The organism is Pseudoalteromonas sp. T1lg24, from assembly GCF_002964745.1.
GTDB classification, from domain to species: Bacteria; Pseudomonadota; Gammaproteobacteria; order Enterobacterales; family Alteromonadaceae; genus Pseudoalteromonas; species Pseudoalteromonas spongiae.
Genome location: NZ_PQCB01000006.1, coordinates 439160 through 461075 on the forward strand (window position 1 = coordinate 439160; position 21916 = coordinate 461075).

General features: G+C 40.8%; 20 protein-coding genes. 11 read left to right on the top strand and 9 right to left on the bottom strand.

Going from position 1 to position 21916, the window contains the following annotated elements; all coding sequences use genetic code 11:
- Nucleotides 1-10 precede the first annotated feature (10 nt).
- From rapA to C2M30_RS05050, 3 genes are read left to right on the top strand one after another with little or no spacing between them, the layout of a single operon-like run.
- The gene (gene rapA, locus C2M30_RS05040; protein ID WP_105170880.1) at nucleotides 11-2905 is read left to right on the top strand and encodes an RNA polymerase-associated protein RapA; all 2895 of its coding nucleotides are present in this window, start codon (nucleotides 11-13) and stop codon (nucleotides 2903-2905) included.
- Nucleotides 2906-2962: 57 nt separating this feature from the next.
- The gene (gene rluA / locus C2M30_RS05045; RefSeq protein WP_105170881.1) at nucleotides 2963-3616 is read left to right on the top strand and encodes a bifunctional tRNA pseudouridine(32) synthase/23S rRNA pseudouridine(746) synthase RluA; all 654 of its coding nucleotides are present in this window, start codon (nucleotides 2963-2965) and stop codon (nucleotides 3614-3616) included.
- Nucleotides 3617-3673: 57 nt separating this feature from the next.
- Nucleotides 3674-4522 carry a DUF3530 family protein gene (locus C2M30_RS05050; protein WP_158683322.1) on the top strand — a complete coding sequence of 283 codons (849 nt, stop codon included), beginning with the start codon at nucleotides 3674-3676 and terminating at the stop codon, nucleotides 4520-4522.
- Between the two features lie 36 nt (nucleotides 4523-4558).
- Here the strand turns inward: C2M30_RS05050 and djlA are convergent, their stop codons facing one another.
- Genes djlA through C2M30_RS05065 form a run of 3 tightly spaced genes read right to left on the bottom strand, consistent with a single transcriptional unit; the run spans nucleotide 4559 to nucleotide 7076 of the window.
- A complete protein-coding gene (gene djlA, locus C2M30_RS05055; protein ID WP_105170883.1) occupies nucleotides 4559-5398 on the bottom strand; it encodes a co-chaperone DjlA in 840 nt (279 codons plus the stop codon).
- Between the two features lie 5 nt (nucleotides 5399-5403).
- A complete protein-coding gene (gene murU / locus C2M30_RS05060) occupies nucleotides 5404-6072 on the bottom strand; it encodes an N-acetylmuramate alpha-1-phosphate uridylyltransferase MurU (RefSeq protein ID WP_100912738.1) in 669 nt (222 codons plus the stop codon).
- On the bottom strand, nucleotides 6069-7076 hold the full coding sequence (locus C2M30_RS05065) for an aminoglycoside phosphotransferase family protein (RefSeq protein WP_158683323.1): 1008 nt from the start codon (nucleotides 7074-7076) through the stop codon (nucleotides 6069-6071). The genes murU and C2M30_RS05065 overlap by 4 nt, the downstream gene beginning before the upstream one ends.
- A 333-nt stretch (nucleotides 7077-7409) precedes the next feature.
- Here C2M30_RS05065 and lptD point away from each other — a divergent pair, with 333 nt between their 5' ends.
- The 7 genes from lptD (at nucleotide 7410) to C2M30_RS05100 (ending at nucleotide 16120) form a co-directional block, all read left to right on the top strand.
- The gene (gene lptD / locus C2M30_RS05070) at nucleotides 7410-9632 is read left to right on the top strand and encodes an LPS assembly protein LptD (RefSeq protein ID WP_105170885.1); all 2223 of its coding nucleotides are present in this window, start codon (nucleotides 7410-7412) and stop codon (nucleotides 9630-9632) included.
- 20 nt (nucleotides 9633-9652) lie between these two features.
- Nucleotides 9653-10939, top strand: coding sequence for a peptidylprolyl isomerase SurA (gene surA / locus C2M30_RS05075; protein ID WP_010560922.1), 1287 nt, complete (start codon nucleotides 9653-9655; stop codon nucleotides 10937-10939).
- A 2-nt stretch (nucleotides 10940-10941) separates the two neighbouring features.
- Complete coding sequence (gene pdxA, locus C2M30_RS05080; protein WP_105170886.1) at nucleotides 10942-11928, top strand: 4-hydroxythreonine-4-phosphate dehydrogenase PdxA; 987 nt, start codon at nucleotides 10942-10944, stop codon at nucleotides 11926-11928.
- A complete protein-coding gene (rsmA, locus tag C2M30_RS05085; RefSeq protein ID WP_105170887.1) occupies nucleotides 11929-12735 on the top strand; it encodes a 16S rRNA (adenine(1518)-N(6)/adenine(1519)-N(6))-dimethyltransferase RsmA in 807 nt (268 codons plus the stop codon).
- Entirely contained in the window at nucleotides 12719-13102 is a 384-nt protein-coding gene (gene apaG / locus C2M30_RS05090) for a Co2+/Mg2+ efflux protein ApaG (protein WP_010560925.1), read from the top strand. The genes rsmA and apaG overlap by 17 nt, the downstream gene beginning before the upstream one ends.
- A gap of 10 nt (nucleotides 13103-13112) precedes the next feature.
- Nucleotides 13113-13943 (top strand): symmetrical bis(5'-nucleosyl)-tetraphosphatase, encoded by an 831-nt coding sequence (locus C2M30_RS05095; protein ID WP_105170888.1) that lies wholly within the window; start codon nucleotides 13113-13115, stop codon nucleotides 13941-13943.
- Between the two features lie 161 nt (nucleotides 13944-14104).
- Entirely contained in the window at nucleotides 14105-16120 is a 2016-nt protein-coding gene (locus C2M30_RS05100) for a methyl-accepting chemotaxis protein (RefSeq protein WP_105170889.1), read from the top strand.
- Between the two features lie 400 nt (nucleotides 16121-16520).
- On the opposite strand, the gene C2M30_RS05105 is transcribed toward C2M30_RS05100, so the two are convergent.
- The 5 genes from C2M30_RS05105 to rplU form a co-directional block, all read right to left on the bottom strand.
- Nucleotides 16521-16895, bottom strand: a complete 375-nt coding sequence (locus C2M30_RS05105; protein ID WP_105170890.1) for a DUF3718 domain-containing protein — start codon at nucleotides 16893-16895, stop codon at nucleotides 16521-16523.
- Nucleotides 16896-16966: 71 nt separating this feature from the next.
- On the bottom strand, nucleotides 16967-17467 hold the full coding sequence (gene folA, locus C2M30_RS05110) for a type 3 dihydrofolate reductase (RefSeq protein WP_199775873.1): 501 nt from the start codon (nucleotides 17465-17467) through the stop codon (nucleotides 16967-16969).
- A gap of 82 nt (nucleotides 17468-17549) precedes the next feature.
- A complete protein-coding gene (gene cgtA, locus C2M30_RS05115) occupies nucleotides 17550-18707 on the bottom strand; it encodes an Obg family GTPase CgtA (RefSeq protein ID WP_105170892.1) in 1158 nt (385 codons plus the stop codon).
- A gap of 115 nt (nucleotides 18708-18822) precedes the next feature.
- Nucleotides 18823-19080, bottom strand: a complete 258-nt coding sequence (rpmA, locus tag C2M30_RS05120; RefSeq protein WP_010560931.1) for a 50S ribosomal protein L27 — start codon at nucleotides 19078-19080, stop codon at nucleotides 18823-18825.
- Between the two features lie 17 nt (nucleotides 19081-19097).
- A complete protein-coding gene (gene rplU, locus C2M30_RS05125) occupies nucleotides 19098-19409 on the bottom strand; it encodes a 50S ribosomal protein L21 (protein ID WP_010560932.1) in 312 nt (103 codons plus the stop codon).
- A 290-nt stretch (nucleotides 19410-19699) separates the two neighbouring features.
- Between rplU and ispB the strand changes: the two genes are divergently transcribed.
- Nucleotides 19700-20671 carry an octaprenyl diphosphate synthase gene (ispB, locus tag C2M30_RS05130; protein WP_105170893.1) on the top strand — a complete coding sequence of 324 codons (972 nt, stop codon included), beginning with the start codon at nucleotides 19700-19702 and terminating at the stop codon, nucleotides 20669-20671.
- Nucleotides 20672-20928: 257 nt separating this feature from the next.
- Here ispB and rpoS read toward each other — a convergent pair whose 3' ends face one another.
- Nucleotides 20929-21885, bottom strand: a complete 957-nt coding sequence (rpoS, locus tag C2M30_RS05135; protein ID WP_010560934.1) for an RNA polymerase sigma factor RpoS — start codon at nucleotides 21883-21885, stop codon at nucleotides 20929-20931.
- Nucleotides 21886-21916 lie beyond the last annotated feature (31 nt).

The window sequence follows — 21916 nt, forward strand, 5'->3', positions numbered from 1 at the left end:
CGAGTTAAAAATGAGCTTTTCTTTAGGTCAACGCTGGATCAGCGACACCGAATCCGACTTAGGCTTAGGTACGGTCGTAGCCTGTGAAGGACGCCAAGTAACTATTTTATTCCCAGCCAGTGGTGAGAACCGCGTTTACAGTATTTCTGAAGCACCTGTTACCCGAGTGGCATTTAATGTAGGTGATAAAATTCGTAGCGTTGACGAATGGGAACTCATAGTTGAGCAGGTTGACGAAGAAAATGGCTTGTTTACTTACACTGGTACTCGCGAAGACAATCAAGAACAAGTCGCACTTAAAGAAACCTTTCTTGATCACTTTATTAAATTTAATAAGCCGCAAGATAAACTGTTTTCAGGGCAAATTGACCGTTTTGACCGCTTTACTCTGCGCCATAACACGCTTACCCATGTTCACCAAAACCAACAATCAAGCTTAAAAGGGTTAGTCGGTGCGCGCGCAAGCTTAATTCCACACCAGCTATATATTGCTGAAGAAGTGGGTAAACGTTTTGCCCCACGTGTATTACTGTCAGATGAAGTTGGTTTAGGTAAAACCATTGAAGCCGGTATGATTATTCACCAACAGGTGCTTACAGGCCGTGCTTCTCGCGTGCTTATTGTGGTGCCTGAAAACTTACAGCACCAATGGTTAGTTGAAATGCTGCGTCGCTTCAACTTACAGTTTTCAATTTTTGATGATGAACGCTGTACAGAAGCTTATGCAGATGCTGCAAACCCGTTTGAAACTGAACAGCTGATCCTAACCAGCCTTGAATTTATTACGAAAAAGAAAACTTGGTTTGAGCAAGCAACACTTGCCGATTGGGATTTACTTGTCGTCGATGAAGCGCACCACTTAAAGTGGAGCGAAAAGAAATCAAGCACAGAATACAACCGTATTGCTGAACTAAGCCAAGACATTCCGGGCTTAATTCTACTCACCGCTACGCCTGATCAACTGGGTCACGAAAGTCATTTTGCCCGTTTAAAACTGCTTGATGAAAACCGTTTCTACGATTATCAAGCATTTGTGGAAGAAGAAAGCCACTATCAAGAAGTTGCTGATGCGGCAAACCAGCTACTAGCTGATGAAGCATTAAGTGATAACGCAAAACAAACGCTTACATCACTATTAAAAGAAAGTGATATCACCACACTGCTTAGCCAAGTTGAAAAAGGTGAGCAAGCGGCTAAAAATGAAATTTTATCAATGCTGCTCGACAGACACGGTACAGGCCGCATTTTGTTCAGAAACAGCCGTAGTAGCATCCAAGGCTTCCCATCACGTGAGCTACACGCTTACCCTGTAACGATGCCGAAACAATACACTACAGCAATGAATGTAATGGGTAATATTGCTGGCTTAAAAGATGCGGAAATGCGCGCGAAACGTGCATTATTTCCAGAAAAAATCTTCCAAGAATTTGAAGGCGAATCCGCAAGCTGGGCGCAATTTGACCCACGTGTTGAATGGTTAGCCGAGAAACTACTTGAGCTAAAACGCGAAAAAGTATTGGTAATTTGTAGTGAAGCGCAAACAGCACTGAGCTTAGAACAAGCAATTCGTGAAAGTGAAGGTATTAAAGCCGCAGTGTTCCACGAAGGTATGAGCATTATTGAACGTGACCGCGCAGCAGCCTACTTCGCCGAACAAGAAGATGCGGCGCAAGTATTAATCTGTTCTGAAATTGGTTCAGAGGGACGTAACTTCCAGTTTGCCCACCACCTAATTTTATTTGATCTACCGCTAAACCCTGACTTACTTGAGCAACGAATTGGCCGCTTAGACCGTATTGGTCAAAGTGAAGACATTAAAATTCATGTGCCGTACTTTGAAAACACTGCGCAAGAAGTATTATTCCGCTGGTACCACGACGCGTTAGAAGCATTTGAACACACATTAACCACTGGACAACTGCTATATTCAGAATACAAAGATGAATTGCTGGAGTTCGTGGCAAGCCATAACACCGACGAGGAAGAGCTTGATCCATTACTTGAATCGGTAAACAAGCAAAACCAAGCGTTAAAGCAAAAAATGGAGCAAGGCCGCGACCGATTACTTGAACTACATTCAAAAGGCCAAGGCCGCTCAGAGCAATTGGTAAGCGATATTGAATCGCTTGATAACCAAACTGCACTGCCTATGTTTATGATCAAGGTGTTTGATATTTTCGGTATTTCACAAGAAGACCGCGGTGAGAACTCAATTGTTCTAAAACCAACTGAACATATGCTAACGCCATCGTTCCCGTGTTTACGTGACGAAGGTTTAACCGTTACTTTTGACCGCGACACCGCACTTGCACAAGAAGATGTGCACTTTTTAAGTTGGGATCACCCTATGGTGCAAGGTGCAATGGAGCTGATTATTGATGATGATCTCGGCACTACTTCCGTTGCACTACTTAAAAACAAGCAACTGCCTGCAGGAAGTTTCTTTGTTGAGTTAGTGTACCTTGCAGAAACCAGCGCACCAAAAGCACTGCAAATGGGTCGTTTCTTACCAACCACACCTGTGCGTTTATTACTCGATAAAAACGGTAATGATTTAGCTGCGAATGTCGCCTTTGATACGTTTAATCAGCAACTTAATGCCGTTGGTAAACAAACTGCTAGCAAGCTTGCCTCGGCACTGCAATCAAGCGTTCACCCAATGATTGAAACGGCAAATAAACTAGCGCAAAGTCAATTAGATACACTAAAGCAAAGTGCTAAAGAAAGTGTGAATACTAACTTAGATGATGAGCTAGCACGCTTAAAATCGCTAAAACAACTTAATCCGAACGTACGTGAAGACGAGCTGTTTTATTTAGAAAAGCAAAAATCACAATTACTTGAGCATGTTGAAAAAGCAGAGCTTAAGCTTGATGCAATCCGCTTAATAGTGGTTTCTCACTAACTATAATTGCTTTAAAATGGGGCTTAGATTAAGCCCCATTTTTTTGCTGGAATCACTGTGCTGTTAAACTATAACCCGCCCACTTCGCCATACATCAATATTTTATATCGTGATGATGACCTAATCATTCTTAATAAACCCAGTGGTTTACTGACTGTGCCGGGCAAAGCGCTTGAGCACAAAGACAGCCTGATTAACCGCGTTAATTTAGTATTTCCAACGGCAACCATAGTACATCGCCTTGATATGGCCACCTCAGGCATTATTTGCCTTGCGCTCAATAAAGCGGCGCACCGTGAAATAAGCCGCCAGTTTCAAGACAGAGAAACCAAGAAACGTTATATCGCTCGCGTCTATGGCAAACTCGAACCGGAAACAGGTTCTGTGGATCTTCCGTTAATTTGCGATTGGCCAAACCGACCAAAACAAATGGTGGATCATGAGCGTGGAAAGCCCTCTCTTACCCATTATGAAGTGTTAAGCTATGAAGAACATGCAACGCGTGTTGCCTTAACGCCAATCACCGGTCGTTCACATCAGTTGCGTGTACATATGTTATCGTTAGGTCATGTGATTTTAGGCGATCGTCTTTATGCGCACGACGACGCACTTGCTATGGCGACAAGATTACAACTTCATGCGCAATACTTAAGCTTCACTCACCCTGTAACAAAACAGCAACTCAGTTTTTATAGTGATCCTGGTTTTTAACTAAAATATTAGCTTAGAGTGTCGATAAGCTTAAAAAGTCAAAATCAAATCATGCGTGTGAAGCCTAAATTTTACCTTACAGTTTGTTTGTTACTTGTTAGCGCGTTCTTAACGCAAGCTAAGGATGTTGAATGGCTCGCACCTATCAATAAAGAGCTGCAAAACAATCAAGATGTGTCCCATTACTTCGAACCTTCAGAGGTTGTAACAGTAATGGCTGGCGACAATGAGTTAACAGCCTTGTACCGAGACCACACTGCAGAATTTGAAAAGGGTGTTGCGATCTTAATTGCTGATTGGCACTTAACCCAATCGAATGACCGTGGCATCGACTTTTTACGTAAATCACTAAATGATTATGGATGGGTTACTTACAGCATTAGCGCAGGGAGTAGCCCACGTATAAATAATGATGAATTGCCCGATAATGATAACGTAAGCGTTGCGCCTAGTTTATCGCAATTTAAAAAGCCCGACCTCGACGCCTACGCACTTAGTTTAACCAGCCGTTTTAAAGCCATGTATCAACAAGCGCTAACTCACCCGGGTTTTGTAATTGTGATTACACAAGGACAAAGCGGCGCGATTTTGAATAATTATCTAAATCAGCAAACATCGGAACAAATTGATGCACTGATTTTGCTTAATAACTTTTATAACGAAGCGCAGAAAAACAAGTCACTAAACCAAACCATCACTACGACCCCGTGGCCAACACTGGATATTTATTATCAAAGCCAAAACCATTGGCTAAACCAACAAATGGTACAGCGCAAAAAACTTGCACGACGTAACCATAAATTAAACTATCGCCAACGCGCTTTATTTGGCAACCAATCCAGTGAGCAGCAACATCAGCGTTTATCAAAAGAAATATATGGTTTTTTAACCTGGTTAGGTATTTAACTAATACCCTGTAGCTAAGCTTTTAAGCCAAACCTGCTACTTCGCTTTTAAATATTCATATGCTGCTTGAATATCTTGGCTTTTCTGTTTGGCAAGCTGCATCATCTCAGGTGGTAACCCCTGCGACACTAGTTTGTCTGGATGGTGCTGAGCCATCAATTTACGATAGGCCTTTTTAATCGCCTTGTCATCGGCATTTCCATCCAACCCTAGCACTTGTAGTGCTGCACTTTTTGTTAATGCCGTATCTTGCGCTTTGTTCGTTGACGAGCGATGAGATTGCTGCTGATTCTGCTTTGTATGTTGATAACGATGAAACTCAAATTCGGCAATATAACGCTTTAAAATAAACTTAAAGTGAGTACTGTTAATGCCAATGTATTTACTCACCTGCTTGAGTAAATCACGCTCTTTATCGCTTAACTCGCCATCGCTAAATGCCATTTGAATTTGAATTTCAAGAAACAATTGGATCAGGTCATAACGACCTGAAAAGCGGTCGCGAAAATCTTTAAGTACTGACTTAAACGGGAAGTCAGCTTGTTTGCCACTGCGAAATGCGTTTTGCGCATCGCGGCGCGCGTCGTCAGTTAATCCCATTTCATCCATAAAACGAGACGCAGCACTAATATGTTGTTCGTTAACACGGCCATTCGATTTAGCAATATGCCCCATTACGGCAAAGCAGGTATAAGAAAATAACGCTTGTTTTTCAGAGACGCTACTATTGTCGAAAAAGCCTTGAAAGCCACCGGCTTTATTAAAATCTTGCTTTAAACCGCGGTCAAATAAGTGGCCTAAATAAAGACCTAAAATTGCGCCAAACCATTTACCAAATAAAAAGCCAAACCCAGCACCTAGTAACTTTCCCCACATTTAGTTTAATACTCCTGTTGGTTAATTTCGGCCAATCGCTCAGGTGTGCCGACATCTTGCCAATTGCCAATGTACAGTTCGGCGGTCACTAATTTTTCGGCCATTTTTTCTCGTAGCATTGGCGCGAGTGGTAAAAAATCAGCCTTGGTATTCGCAAAAAATGATTTATGGTAAAGCGCAATACCCGCAAATGTATGTTTTATTTCGGCATCGCTATCACTTGATGCAAACCCTTGCACTAACGAAAAATCACCGTTCGGATTATGTGCTGGATTTTCAACTAACACTAAATGCGCTTGTTGCGGCAATAGCGCAATTTGCGTCAAACTTGCTGCATCATAATCAGTAAAAATATCACCGTTAATGACAATAAATGTCTCGCTAAGTAAATCGAGGGCATTGATAATACCACCGGCAGTTTCTAAACCTTCTCCCCCTTCGTCACTATAAATAAGACTCACGCCAAATTGGCTGCCATCGCCTAATGTATTGCGAATACTTTCACCACACCAAGCCAAATTAATCACAATTTCGCTAATACCCGCCGCTTTTAAGCGTTCAATATGGTACTCAATGAGCGGTTTGCCATTCACTTTTAGCATGGGTTTTGCGGTATCTGCTGTTAATGGCATCATGCGTTTACCGCGCCCCGCCGCTAAGATCATTGCTCTCATAATTTTGCCTTTAAGCTTGGTAAAACACTCACTTTAAGCCATTGTGAAAAGTAACCTAAGACAGGAAATGAATGTGCTAATTCGTCGCATGCTTCAACAATATAGTGCATAGTATCAAGCACATGAGGTAGGTATCCTTGTTTGTTATCTCGAATACTTAATCGGCAAAAAATACCCGCAGCTTTTAAGTGACGCTGAATACCGGTTAAGGTGTATAAGAGTTCAAAATCATCAAACGATAAACCGACTGTCATTCCCGCTTTTTCGTACTGCGTAAACCCGTAGCGTACAAGCTCTTGACGAAGCGTCTTTGGTAAAATGTGATAGCAATCTTTGGTAAGCGACACTAAATCATAGGTGAGCGGGCCTTGCACCGCATCTTGATAATCGATAATTGCCAGCTGTTGTTGCCATAACATTAAATTTCGACTGTGGTAATCACGATGCATTGTCACTTTAGGTTGCATTTCTAACGCATTAATTAGTTGTTGTTTTACTTGCTGCCATGTTTTTTGCGCGCCAGTATCCATTGTAAACTGACAAAACTGCTCAATTAGCCAGTGATTAAAAATTTCTAGTTCAAGATCGATAAACGCTGCATCATACGGCTTCATTGCGTTGGTTTTTGCTAACTTTGCAATGTTAGGCAGCATATCAATCGCTTGATGGTACAATTTCTGCTCACAACCTTGCCCTAAACAATCAGCAAAGTGAGTGCTTCCTAAGTCTTCAATAAGTAGTAAACCTAATTCTTTATCTACTGCTAGAATTTGTGGCACTTTAAAAGAGCCCTGACTAAACAGATGATTAAGTTCAATAAAGGGTTCGTTATCGACTAAATTTGGTGGCGAAACCATTAAGATATAAGTGTGGTTATCAGTAAAAACACGAAAGTACTTACGAAAACTCGCGTCACCTGTAATAAGCTCAACTTTGAATGCGTTTTGTTGTTCTAAATTCGGTAAGTTTTGCGTTAAAAACGCATCAAACATTTGGTTATGCAAGGCTTAACCCCAACTACAATTAATTACAAATTGTGCATTGTCCTGTGCCATTTGCTAACAGACTATAAATGGCGCTTAATTGCACAAGTATTTTTCTCTTTTCAATGGTATATTAACAGTTCAAGTAATGAGAGAAATCATTAAAATTAAATTATTATAGGCTTAGTTACGTGTGCGCTTTAAATTATGCTCAAAGCAGCAAGTTTTTGGTGCAACAAAATGCCGCTGTTTAACCATATAAAATTAAATGTAAGCTCCAAAATTCGCTTACTGACAAAAACAGCGCATAGTATAAAACGTAAGTAAGGTCTTTTTCACAAGGTTATCTGATTAATGAAACGCCCTTTTGGCATATTTGCGACACTGATTTTTATGTCACCTCTGGCCAGTGCTTCAGATATGTTTTCTCTGTGCGAAACCGATCCTAACTTAAGCTGGCAGTCTACTTCCCAGCTTGCTGTTGGTCAGCTTGCGATTAACGCAGATCAGGTAGAATTAGCAGGAAAAAACAAAGCGCTCTTTAGCGGCAACGTGATGATGGACTCGACACAGATGAGTCTAACCGCATCCAGCGCTGAACTTGATAAAATAAATGGCATGCTCAATGCCATTGGCCCAATTGTTTATCAGGATCCCAACAGCTATATTTCGTCAAAACACTTTTTTGCTAACTTAACCTCATCTGAGTTATCTCTCGGTGACGCTAAATATCAATTTACCCAACAAGCAGGTCGTGGCGAAGCCAAACTGCTTGAAGTAAATCAATCACTTTTACTCTTGCAAGATGCCAGCTTTACAACTTGTCCAAGCGATAACCCTGTGTGGGCGCTGGATGCAAAAAACATTAAACTATCACAAGAAGAAGGCTGGGGTGAAACCTACGGTGCGGTATTAAAAGTGTATGACACACCGGTGTTTTACCTTCCGTATTTTACTTTTCCAATATCGGATAAACGTAAATCTGGTTTTATTCAACCAACATTTACCAGCTCTAATCGTTATGGTTTAGAGATTGAAACCCCGTTTTATTGGAATATTGCGCCCGATATGGATGCGACGATTACCCCGCGTTACATGTCAAACCAGGGTTTTCAGTTGCAAACCGAGTTTCGCTATTTAACTGAAGAGCACCAAGGTATGGCTGCAATTGAGTATCTTAATAGCGATGATTCTGAACCTGAACTGGGCAGTCGTTATTTACTGCACCTAAGCCAATACAGCAAAATTGACGATAACTGGCGCGGCCAAATCGATATCACAAATATCAGTGATGATAACTATATAAACGATATGGGATCGAGCTACGCTAATCGTACCGATACTCAGCTTAATCACCTTATTCAGTTAACTCATTTAGGTGATTACTGGCATACCGATATGAAGTTACAAGGCTTTGAGGTACTTGGTGATCATTTAGAGTCTTATCGCGCACTGCCACAAATTACCTTTAGCCAGGTTAATGCGTTTGATTTTTATGGTGTCGACTTTACTTTAAACGGTGAATTTGCCCATTTTCAAAACGAAGAAGCACTGGTGGAAAAAGCCACCCGTGTTCACTTAGAGCCTAAGTTAAGCTACGGCATTAGCGACTACGCATGGAGTTTTTTATCTGAGGTTAGTTTGCTGCAAACGAATTACCATCAACAAGGTGATTTACTTGGCACGCAGTTAGAGGAAAATGTAAACCGTACCTTGCCAAAACTACGCCTCTACGGACAAATTAATTTTGAACGTGATACTCATTGGTTAGTCGATAACGGCCTACAAACACTTGAACCAAAAGCTCAGTATTTGTTTATTCCAGAAAAAGATCAGTCAAATATCGGCTTGTACGATACAGTAAAGCTACAAGATGATTTCCACGGGTTGTTTCGCGAGCAACGCTTCTCGGGCGTAGACCGTATTGCTACGGCAAACCAATTTACCTTAGGCGCAACAACACGTATATTTAATCAACAAAATAACGAAGTATTTAACTTCAGTATTGGTCAAATCTTTTACGTTTCAGATGACGCTAAACCGTCTGAGATTGACGACAATGCGAGTTATAACTCGTTATTTGCCAGTGAAGCTATGTTACATTGGCACAAGAATTGGTACCTGTCTGCAGGTATGCAATACGATACTGACGGCAGCGACCTTGTTAACTCACACCTCACCCTCGATTATAAAGGGGATAATAATGAGTTAATTCAATTGAACCATAGGTACGCAAACAATGTCTCAGGAAATACAATAGAGCAAGTTGGTATTTTTGCCAGCTACCCAATTGGCGAGCAATGGCAACTTGTTTCGAGCTACCAGCGCGACCTAGAATCAGATCGCAGCGTGGAGTTTTTAACTGGTGTACAATACCAATCATGTTGTTGGGCGATTCAATTATCTGGTAGCAGACAAATAGAAACTGACTTAAATAAACCAGTTGGTCAGTTTGCTAATGAATCAGCTAAATTTGACTCGAGTATTCAAATTAAATTTATAATGGGTCTAGATGCGCAAAAACTACTCAACCAAAGCATCTTTAGTTATCGCAGACCTTACTTTCTAACAAATTAATATGTAAGTAGAAAAAATCAATGAAGTTAAAACGATTAATGACAGCGGGCGTTGCCCTACTTGCTTTCTGCCAAAGCGCATACAGCCTTACTGAACTTGATAGTGTTGCCGTAAAAGTTAACGACGGTGTTATTTTACAAAGTGAAGTAGACGCACTGGTAAACCGTGTTAAAAACCGTGCAAAAGATTCTGGTCAGGAATTGCCTTCAGAAACAGCGCTAAGACGTCAAGCAATCGACAAACTTATTGACCAAGCTCTGCTACTGCAAATGGGTGAACGTATTGGTTTACGTATTTCTGATGCACAGTTAGATCAAACCCTCTCGCAAATGGCCCGTGAGCAAGGTGCAACCCTTGACGATATGCGCCGCTCGCTGGAAGCAAGCGGAGATAATTTCCAAACTTATCGTGAAGAAATTCGTAACGAAATGGTTGCTAGCCGCACTATGCGTGCAAGTGTTGAACGCCGCGTTTACGTAAGCTTACAAGAAGTACAAAACTTACTGCGTATTTTAGAGCAGCAAGGACAGACAAACGAAGAATACGATATCGGTCATATCCTGATTGAGATCCCTGAAAATGCCACTGCGGACGATATCAAAACACAAAAAGAGCGTGCTGAAGCCGTTATTCGATTACTAAACGAAGGACGCGAATTTAAGCAAATAGCAATTGCGTCATCAGGTGGTGGTAAAGCACTTGAAGGTGGTCAATTAGGTTGGATGAACATTAACGAAATGCCAACACTATTCGCTGAGGCGGTAAAAGGCCATAAGAAAGGCGATATTGTCGGCCCACTTCGTTCAGGCGCTGGTTTCCACATCGTCAAACTACAAGATGTACGAGGTGTTGAAGTTGTTGAAGCGGTGGAGCTAAAAGTACGTCATATTCTTGTTAAGCCATCAATTATTGTATCGGAAGAAAAAGCGCGTTCTATGCTCGCAGGTTTTGTTGAGGATTTAAAAGCAGGTAATGCTGATTTTGGTGAATTAGCTAAAGAGCATTCTGAAGATCCAGGTTCAGCATTAAACGGTGGTGAATATGACTGGACAGACCCGAACTCTTGGGTAGGCGAATTTAAAGAAACAGCATTAGGTTTGGAAAAAGGCCAACTCAGTGAGCCATTCAGAACCCAATATGGCTGGCATATTATGGAATTATTAGACCGTCGCGTATCAGACAAAACTGAGCTTGTTAAACAAAACCGCGCGCACCAAATGATTTTTAATCGTCGCTTTAAAGAAGAAAGCTTTACGTTCCAGCGTGAATTACGCGAACAAGCTTATATTGAAGTTGTAGAAGAATAGTTATGACATTACGTATTGCAGTTACACCGGGCGAACCGGCAGGTATTGGGCCAGACCTTATTTTACAGCTGGCGCAACAAGATTGGCCTGCAGAACTTGTCGTAATTGCTGATAAAAATCTGCTAAAACAACGTGCAAAATTACTTGGCATAGATATTCAACTAATTGAATATCAACCAGATAATGCGGCTCAACCGCATAATGCAGGTAACTTAACAGTTAAGCATATTCCATTAGCAGAAGACGTGACTGCAGGCGAACTCAATGACGCCAACGGACAATACGTACTTGATACGCTGAAATATGCCTCTGATGGCAATATGCAAGGTGAGTTTGCTGCTGTGGTCACAGGCCCTGTGCATAAAGGCATTATTAACCAAGCGGGTATTTCATTTAGTGGTCATACTGAGTTTTTTGCTCAGCAATCAAATACGCCTGATGTTGTAATGATGCTCGCTACCGAGGGCTTACGCGTTGCTTTAGTAACAACGCATATTCCTTTAGCGTATGTATCTAAAGCAATTACTGAAGACCGTTTAAGCAAAGTGACGCGTATTTTGCATCATGATTTAACCACTAAATTTGGCATTGAATCAGCAAAAATTTATGTCTGTGGTTTAAACCCGCACGCAGGCGAAAATGGTCACTTAGGCCGAGAAGAAATCGAAGTCATTTCACCAACGCTAGAACAGCTTAGAAATGAAGGCATTAACCTTGTTGGCCCACTACCAGCCGATACGTTATTTCAAGACAAATACCTAAAAGATGCCGATGCCGTGCTTGCAATGTATCACGATCAGGGATTACCTGTGTTAAAATACAAAGGATTTGGTAATTCAGTTAATATCACCCTAGGTTTACCGTTTATCCGCACATCTGTGGATCATGGTACCGCTCTCGATTTAGCCGCAACTGGCGAGGCCGACGTGGGGAGTTTTGAATTAGCAATTTCTAAAGCAATTGAAATGGCAAGTAAAAGCGCACAATAGATGAATGATAAAGTACACTTAGGGCACCGCGCCCGAAAACGTTTTGGTCAAAACTTTCTACACGATACAAGCATTATCGATAAGATCGTAACTGCAATTGATCCAAAACCTGGCGATAACCTCGTTGAGATTGGTCCAGGCCTTGGCGCAATTACAGAGCCAGTGGCAGAGCTTACAGACCACTTAACGGTAGTTGAGCTCGATAAAGATCTTGCTCATCGCTTGATTCATCACCCATTTCTTGCCGACAAGCTGACTGTGCATCAGGGTGATGCCATGCAGTTTGACTTTGCATCATTAATCAATGATGAGCGCAAACTTAAAGTATTCGGTAATTTGCCTTATAACGTTTCAACGCCACTACTGTTTCACTTATTTGAGTTTTATCAAAATATTGAACACATGCACTTTATGCTGCAAAAAGAAGTGGTTAAACGCATGGTTGCGAGCCCTGACAGCAAGGCCTTTGGCCGATTAAGTGTGATGACACAGTATTATTGTCATGCAATGCCTGTTATTGATGTGCCACCAGAGTGCTTTAAACCTGCACCTAAAGTGGATTCAGCAGTTATTCGCCTGATCCCGAAATCGCCAGATCAATTAAAGGCAAAGAGCACTAAAATCCTTAACACGGTATGCTTAGAAGCGTTTAACCAAAGACGCAAAACAATTCGAAATAGTTTATCGAATTTATTAACGCCTGAAGAAATTGAAAACTTAGGGTTAGATTTAAAGCTGCGCGCCGAAAACCTTTCTCTAGACACTTTTGTAAATATTGCAAACTGGATTTATGACAACAAGCAGTAATTCTCCAATTAAAGTATCGGTAGAAACGTTTTATGTTGATGGTCAGTCTGAGCCAGAAAAAGATAAATACGTTTTTGCCTATACCGTAACAATCAAAAACCATAGTTTATGTTCATCAAAATTGCTTAGCCGCTACTGGTTGATTACCGATGCTAACGGTAAAGAAACCGAAGTTGAAGGTGAAGGTGTGGTTGGTGAAACACCAACAATTGGACCTGGTGAGAGCTACACCTACACATCAGGTGCAGTATTAGATACCCCAATCGGTACAATGCAAGGTTATTACCAAATGCGTAACGAGTTTGGTGCTGAATACCAAGCCCCGATTGAAGTATTTCGCCTAGCTAGTGATGTTGTATTACATTAATTAAGCAAATATGGCTAAATATGTAATTGGTGATCTGCAAGGGTGCTTTAACGAATTTACCTCGTTATTAAAAACGGTAGATTTTAACCCAAGCCGCGATCACCTTTACTTAGTTGGCGATATTGTTGCGCGCGGTCCAGATTCACTGGCGTGTTTAAAGTATCTCTTTGCTCAGCAAGGCAGTGTAACAATAACGTTAGGCAATCATGACTTACATTTACTAGCGACGTACTTCACGCAAAACACTCCCAACCCAAAAGATAACTTACAAGGCTTATTCAACGCAAAAAAGCTACCTACTTACATTGAGTTTTTAAGACAACAACCGCTCGCGGTATGGCTTGAAAAGTATAATACCTTTATTTCCCACGCTGGATTAAATCCCCAATTATCATTGCAAAAAGCACTTGAACTTTGTGCTAAAGCACAAAAAAAATACCAAGGTGACAATGCACAGTTTTACCTCGCAAATATGTATGGCAACAGCGTTAACTGCATTTCACAAGCTAATGATAAACTATCGCGCTTTACCTATACCGTAAATGCATTTTCGCGTATGCGCTTTGTTAATCAACATGGACAAATGGACTTTGCAAATAAAGGACCTGCAAGCCAAAATTCACCCGAATTATTTCCGTGGTTTGATGTGAATGCAAATAATCATTCAGATATTAATATTTGCTTTGGTCATTGGGCTGCATTAAAAGGCCAAACACCTTATCCAAATCTATTTGCCCTTGATACCGGCTGTGTTTGGGGCGAGCACATGACTTTGCTTGAGCTAAAATCAAAGAAAAAACATTATTGCAATAACTACAAAGAACATAAAAACAACACTTAAGTTGTATTTTAAATACTACAATTAACTATTCAGCTATAAATACTGAAATAAAGTTACGAGTTTGTTAGATTGAACTAAAGTTGTATCCATGTATGTCGATAAATTACAAAAGCCCTCAGAGGCTTACTCATTTTGCCGGCAATTAGTAAACAGGAATGAATATGAAGTTGACTGTCAGCCAACGTATTTGGGGTGGCTTTATCCTAATCACCCTACTTTTGATCACCATTGGTATCAACTCACTTGTTAGAATCAATAGCATTAGCAATTCATCTAACCATGTTAATACCCTCTCTATTCCTGCGCTCAGAGCGACAAATGAGCTTCAGGTTTCGTTCAATAAAATGCAGGCGCTTGCGCTACAAGTTTATTACAGCGATAACAGTAAGCAGCTTCAGGGTCTAGTAAACCAATACCGCGCTGCAGCTGAAGATTTTGATAAATCAAATGAACGACTAAAACAGGTTGTTAGCAGCGATGCACAACTGGCAAATGCCGCCTCAGCTGTCGATAAAACTTACAACAGTTTTGTTGGCCGAGTGCAAAATCTTATCAACAACAAAACCAGTGCACTGCAAATTGAAAGCAGTTTAACAACGCAGTTAGAAACACTGGAAATTGCCGCGGAAGATGCCAGCACTGTCGTATTAGACTTAAGTGATAGTGCAGAGCTTGAAGATAACTCACAACGTCTTTATCAAGCCGTTTCGAATATTGAAAATGCACTTCTTAGCATTGTTAGCAACAGCACAGATCTTAAAAATATTAAAAATGCGTCTACAGTAGAAACGTTATCAAACGAAGTCAACTACAGCCTTGCTGATATTGAGCGCAATATCGAGCTACTTTCAGAAACCTTTAAACAAACAGATGAAGACTTACACCAAGACTTCCAAAGCTATTTTGCGGTTGTGAAAGAAAACGGACAAGGCAGTAAATCTCTCGCTAACGTAAAGCAAAATCATATTAGACAACTTGAAGAAGCTGCAACTAACTTATCGCTTGCAGAGCAAGATACAAATACGGCGAGCTCTCAGCTGGATAAGCTAACTTCCCTTTCGGATACACTTGTAGTAGAGCTTAGAAAAGAAGTGGAAAGCAGCGTATCAAAAGCAGAGCTTTGGACATGGTTAGGTATGATCATTGCCACTGTAATTGCGATTGTTATTGCGTTTTTAACAGTTCAACGTATCACGAAGCCGTTATCTGAAATCAACAAAGTGCTTGATAACGTGGCGCAAGGCGATATGACAATGCGCCTTGACGATAGTAATAAAGATGAATTTGGTGAATTAGCGAAAAGCTTAAACCGCGTGACCGACAATTTACGCAACTTAATTCAAGGTATTATTTCACGTTCTACACAGCTTGCAGCGGCTTCAGAGGAAACATCGGCAGTGACAGTTGAATCGAGCCAAGCAATTGAAAGTCAACGAGCACAAGTTGAACAAGCTGCAACAGCAACAACTGAAATGAGCAGCACCTCACAATCAGTTACACAAAGTGCTGAAGATGCGTTACATGAAATTAAACAGGCTGACAACGAAGCTGAGCGCGTTAAAACAATTTCAAGTAATAACAAGCTAACTATCGAACAGCTTGCTCGTGAAGTGGCTGGAGCATCTCAGGTTATTAATAAACTGCATCAAGACAGCGCGTCAATTGGCGGTATTTTAGATGTAATTAGAGGTATTGCAGAGCAAACAAACTTACTTGCACTAAACGCTGCTATCGAAGCTGCGCGTGCTGGTGAGCAGGGTCGTGGTTTCGCAGTGGTAGCTGACGAAGTACGCTCACTTGCAAGCAAAACTCAAGAATCTACACAAGAAATTCAAGCTATGATTGAATCACTGCAAAGTGGTGCAGAAGAAGCGGTATCTGTAATGGCGAAAGGCCAGCAGCAAGCAGATTCATGTGTTGAACAGTCTGAACAAGCCGCTTCTGCGCTTGAGCAAATTACGCAGGCGGTATCACAAGCGCACGATGCGAGTGAACAAATTGCAACAGCAGCAGGCGAGCAACATCAAGTATCACAAGAGATCAGTGAAAGCTTAGAGTCAATTGTTGCAATAGCCGAACAAACTGCTGAGGGTGCAAACCAAACATCAGCGTCAGCAAGTGAAGTTGCTAAGCTTGCAGAAGAGCTAAGACTCTCTGTAGAAGAGTTTAAAGTGTAACGCTATTCACACACTTTCAAAAACAAAAAGGCCCACTAATCAGTGGGCCTTTTTAATATCTAAACAAAACTCGATTGAAAATTAACAAGTAACTTTAACTGAGTAACGGCTGTACAAGATTAAATAAATCGTCAGCCTGATTTGCGAGCTTAGAGGTGCTCTTCAGAGATGCAGCAAAACTTCAATAATAACGAATTAATTGAGTCTGTTATTCAAGATGAAAGGTCAACATAACTGAGGTTAAAGCGTTTAAAACTCCGCTCTTTTTCTATTCCTTAAAGATTACTTTTAACTACATAGCCAGCACTATAATGACTTTATACTTTAAGAGGATCACGTAAAAACAAAAAAGCCAGCTTAAAGCTGGCTTTTACAAAGGGAATAAATTAATTAAAAACTATTAAAGACCTGCACGATCTTTTAATGCAGCAATTACAGCTGAACCTGAATGACCATTTGCATCAGCCCAAGCCACGTCGCCACCTGCTGCTAAGTCGCTTTTTGGTAGCTGCTTAACAATATACTCACCCACGCCATCTGCACCACTAACAATTGCATGACGGATAAGGTTATTACCACCACAGCTAATGCCCGCATAAATATTACGTAGCTTTACACGTGATTCTTTAAGCTTCTTACGAATACGGCTTTTATCATCAGCACCTACATAGTCACAAATACTAGCAGCTAATTGCTCATTTGCATTTACCGTGTGAGAGCTTAGTAATGCAGCCGAAGATACAGATAGAGTAAATAATAATGTTGATAATTTCATGGTACAGCAACCCTAGTAGCACTTTATACTTAATTTAATTGCAACAATTCTAACAACAAGTTAAATCATCTTCAAGAAATTAAGCCTAATTTCTTATAAATAACAAATTGGTAATGATATTGATTGGTTTCATCTGGTGCGAAGCTTTGGGTTTCTAGCACCTGCCAATCTGCCACAGCTTCGTAATCAGGAAACTGCGTATCACCATCAACATCCAAATCTATATGCGTTAAGTATAGTCGATCTGCACGGCTTAAAAAGTCTAAGTAAATTTTACCGCCACCAATAATCATAACCTCATCTACATCACCAGCCAAAGAGAGCGCATGCTCTGGGCTTTCAGCCGTTATCGCACCTTCAACAACGTACTCTGGGTTACGCGTGATAATAATATTATCTCGCCCTGGTAATAGACGACCGATCGACTCATATGTACGGCGTCCCATAATGACAGGTTTGCCCAAGGTGACCGATTTAAAGTGTTTTAAATCAGCAGGAAGGTGCCATGGCATATCGTTATCTTTACCAATAATACGATTATTAGCCATCGCAGCTATCATTGAAATCTTCATAAGAAATTAATACTTTTAACCTAGTTATTTATTATTAGTACTTTTTTATTAAATATAAAAAAAGGTGCGCAAGCACCTTTTATTATCGTTGATAGACGACTTCTACGTCGTAATCATCTTCATCCCAGTCTTCGTCATCATCGTCATCTTCAAAATCAGATATTGACTCTTCATGGTATGTATCCCACTTAAACTCAACTTCTTGTGGCTCTTCCTCAGCAACAAACTTCTCTTTAGGCATACTTTCTAAAAGCTGCATAATGTCGAAGCACAACTGCTCTGTACCAATTTTGTTGAATGCAGAGATCTTATAGGTTTTTTCAGCTTCAAGCGCATCGGCAATCTCAGCGCACAATTCTTCGGCTTCTTCATCTAACAACAAATCAATTTTGTTAAATACTAGCCAGCGAGGTTTTGCAGCGAGTGCTGGGCTGTAACGCTCAAGCTCACCTAAGATTGTGTAAGCATTTTCAACAGGATCAGAACCATCTACAGGCATAATGTCGATTATATGCAGTAGAACACGGCAGCGTTCTAAATGCTTTAAGAAGCGAATGCCTAGGCCTGCACCTTCAGCAGCACCTTCAATTAATCCTGGAATATCAGCGATTACAAACGATTGATTTTGGCTTGGTCTAACCACACCAAGATTTGGCACTAAGGTAGTAAATGGGTAATCAGCAACCTTTGGCTTTGCCGCAGATACGCTGCGGATAAAGGTTGATTTACCCGCATTTGGCAAGCCTAATAAGCCAACATCAGCAAGTAATAATAACTCTAAACGTAAGTTACGAATTTCACCTGGCGTACCCAGTGTTTTCTTACGAGGAGCTCGGTTAGTACTTGATTTAAAACGAGTATTACCAAGCCCGTGAAAACCACCTTTGGCAACAATAATCTTTTGACCATGTTGCGTTAAATCACCTAGTGCTTCCGCAGTATCGACATCAACGATACGCGTACCTACAGGAACTTTTAAGGTAAGATCTTCACCTTTTTTACCAGTCATATTTCGGCCAGCACCATTAGTGCCACGCTCTGCTTTATGAAAGCGTTCAAACTGATAGTCAATAAGTGTATTTAGGTTTTCATCGGCTTCAATAAAGACACTGCCGCCATCACCACCGTCACCACCATCAGGACCGCCGTCTGGTACAAACTTTTCTCGGCGAAATGAAACTACACCGCTGCCACCGTCACCAGCTTCAGCGCGAATTTCAACTTCATCTACAAATTTCATATATTTAGCCTTACACAGCCTAGAATGTACTTATTATACCAAGACAAACGGGTTGTGCGTAATCAAGAAACAAAAAAAGCCCCGCAGTTGCGGGGCTTTTTAAAACTTTTAGGGTTTACTCAGCGATGATGCTTACGTATTTACGACCTAAAGGACCTTTTTGCTCAAACTGAACTTTACCGTTTGATGTTGCAAATAAAGTGTGGTCTTTACCCATACCTACGTTTGTACCTGCGTGGAACTTAGTACCACGTTGACGAACGATGATGTTACCCGCTAAAACTGATTCACCACCGTAACGCTTAACACCTAGGCGTTTACTTTCTGAATCACGACCGTTACGAGTACTACCAGCTGCTTTCTTATGTGCCATCTTTCTGTACCTCTAAATTAAGCGTTAATGCCAGTGATTTTAACTTCAGTGAACCACTGACGGTGACCCATTTGCTTGCGAGAATGCTTACGACGTCTAAACTTAACGATCTTAACTTTCTCACCACGACCATGAGATACAACTTCAGCTGTAACCTTACCGCCATTAACGAAAGGTGCACCAATTTCGATTTTCTCACCGTTTGCAACAAGTAATACTTTGTCAAATTCTACTGCTGCACCAGTTTCAGCCTCTAATTTCTCAAGGCGAATCGTTTGACCTTCAGTCACACGGTGCTGTTTACCACCACTTTGGAAAACCGCGTACATAATTAACTCCGTTCTGCGCCCTCAAATCGACGCAACTTAATAATCTTCGATAGGGCGCAAGTCTACGCGAAACTTAAGCGTAGCGCAAGCCTATTTTTATAAAAAAGACTAAATATGTTGCGTGTTGTAAGGCACACTAAAAAATTTAATATTAATGGCGACAATTCTACCTAATTAAAGCGCTGTAGAAAACTATTATTTTACATAAAATATTGATTCTACTCAGTGCCAAAAATAGTGTACAATCCCCGCAAATCAGCGGATCTTACCTCTTTACTTGTTGGAGACCCATGGATATAAAAGCGATCCAAGCCTTAACAGAACAAGATATGTTGGCGGTTAATCAACTAATCGAACAACAACTGCAGTCAAACGTTGCGCTTGTCAATCAATTGGGGCTTTATATTGTCAATAGCGGTGGCAAACGCATTCGCCCAATACTCTCAATCCTCGCTGCAAAAGCGTTAGGGCACACAGGTAATGAGCATATTCGTCTAGCAACCATCGTAGAATTTATCCATACCGCTACACTTTTACACGACGACGTTGTTGACGAATCACTTCTACGTCGTGGAAACCCAACAGCTAATGCTGAATTTGGTAATGCAGCCAGCGTGCTTGTTGGTGATTTTATCTACACTCGTGCTTTCCAGCTGATGGTTGGTTTCAATAAGATGCAAGTAATGGATATTTTTGCTCATGCAACGAACGTTATTGCTGAAGGCGAAGTGCTACAATTAATGAATTGCAACGACCCTAATACTAGCGAAGAAAGCTATATGCAGGTCATTTACAGTAAAACAGCAAAATTATTTGAAGCTGCAACTGAACTAGCTGCCATTATTACAGAACAAGATGAAGACGTAATAAACGGATTAAAGTTTTATGGCATGCATCTTGGTACCGCCTTCCAACTAGTCGATGATGTGCTCGACTATAGCGCTAACCAAGCTGAACTAGGCAAATCAATCGGTGACGATCTGGCAGAAGGTAAACCAACATTACCTTTGATCTATGCAATGCAAAATGGATCACAAGCGCAAGCTGAATTGATCCGAGGTGCAATTGAAAAAGCTGATGGCAAAGATTACCTAGACAAAGTTCTCGCTATTCTTGAAGAAACCAATGCGTTAGCACTAACAATGCAAAAAGCACAAGAAGAAGCCGAAAAAGCAATTAACTTCCTTTCTGTACTGCCAAATTCAGAGTATAAAGATGCATTAATTGCACTTGCTAAATTATCAGTCGATAGAAAATACTAATCAAACTGAGTTTTGCTTTAAATAACTACTAAAGTATTCAAATAAAAAACCGCTGATAATCAGCGGTTTTTTATTTTTAACTGGTTGTTATACCAATTCACTTAAGTAGCTGATCATCCTAGCGGACTAAATATCATGCTAACTGCGTTAGAATTTATCGATGTAGAACAACTACATAAGAAAAACTCTGCCTTGTTACCATTTCATTTATCCAGTACTATCCCTGATCACATACTTAACAGAATTGGTATTATTTATTAAGCTCTAAATAGCGATTCAATATTCAAGCCTTGGTGTGTTAACACCTCTTTTAATCGACGCAACGCTTCAACCTGAATTTGTCTTACGCGTTCGCGTGTTAATCCAATTTCTTTACCTACATCTTCAAGCGTTGAAGGTTCATAGCCAAGCAATCCAAAGCGTCGTGCTAACACTTCACGCTGTTTCGCGTTAAGTTCTTCAAGCCAATGCACAATATTATTGTGAATGTCTTGGTCTTGAATTTCACCTTCAGGACCACGTCCCTTTTCATCTGCAATGATATCTAATAACGCTTTGTCTGAATCACCGCCGATTGGTGTATCAACAGAGCTGATCTTTTCGTTAAGACGCAGCATTTTACTCACATCTTCAACAGGGCGATCAAGCTTCTCTGCTATTTCTTCTGCGGTTGGTTCATGGTCAAGCTTTTGTGTTAATTCTCGTGCTGTACGTAAATAAACATTAAGCTCTTTAACAACATGGATCGGTAAGCGAATCGTGCGTGTTTGGTTCATAATCGCACGTTCAATGGTTTGACGGATCCACCAAGTTGCGTATGTAGAAAATCTAAATCCACGTTCGGGATCAAATTTCTCTACAGCTCTGATCAGGCCTAAATTACCTTCTTCGATGAGATCTAATAGTGCCAGCCCACGATTGTTATAACGACGCGCTATTTTAACCACTAAACGTAGATTACTTTCAATCATGCGTTTTCGTGATGCTTCACATCCTCGTAAGGCCTTGCGTGCAAAAAACACTTCTTCTTCTGCACTAAGTAGTGGTGAAAAGCCGATTTCGCCAAGATAAAGTTGTGTAGCATCTAAATTTTTAACAACTTCTTCTTTTGCAAAGATTTCGTCTTCTGTATCTTCAATTTCTTCCAAAACCTCGTCTTTAACATCCATATCAACGTTTAGTTCTGTACTATTTTCTTTCTTTGTGCGTCCCATAAGCATCCTCCCGAGTCATTCAGTGACCTTT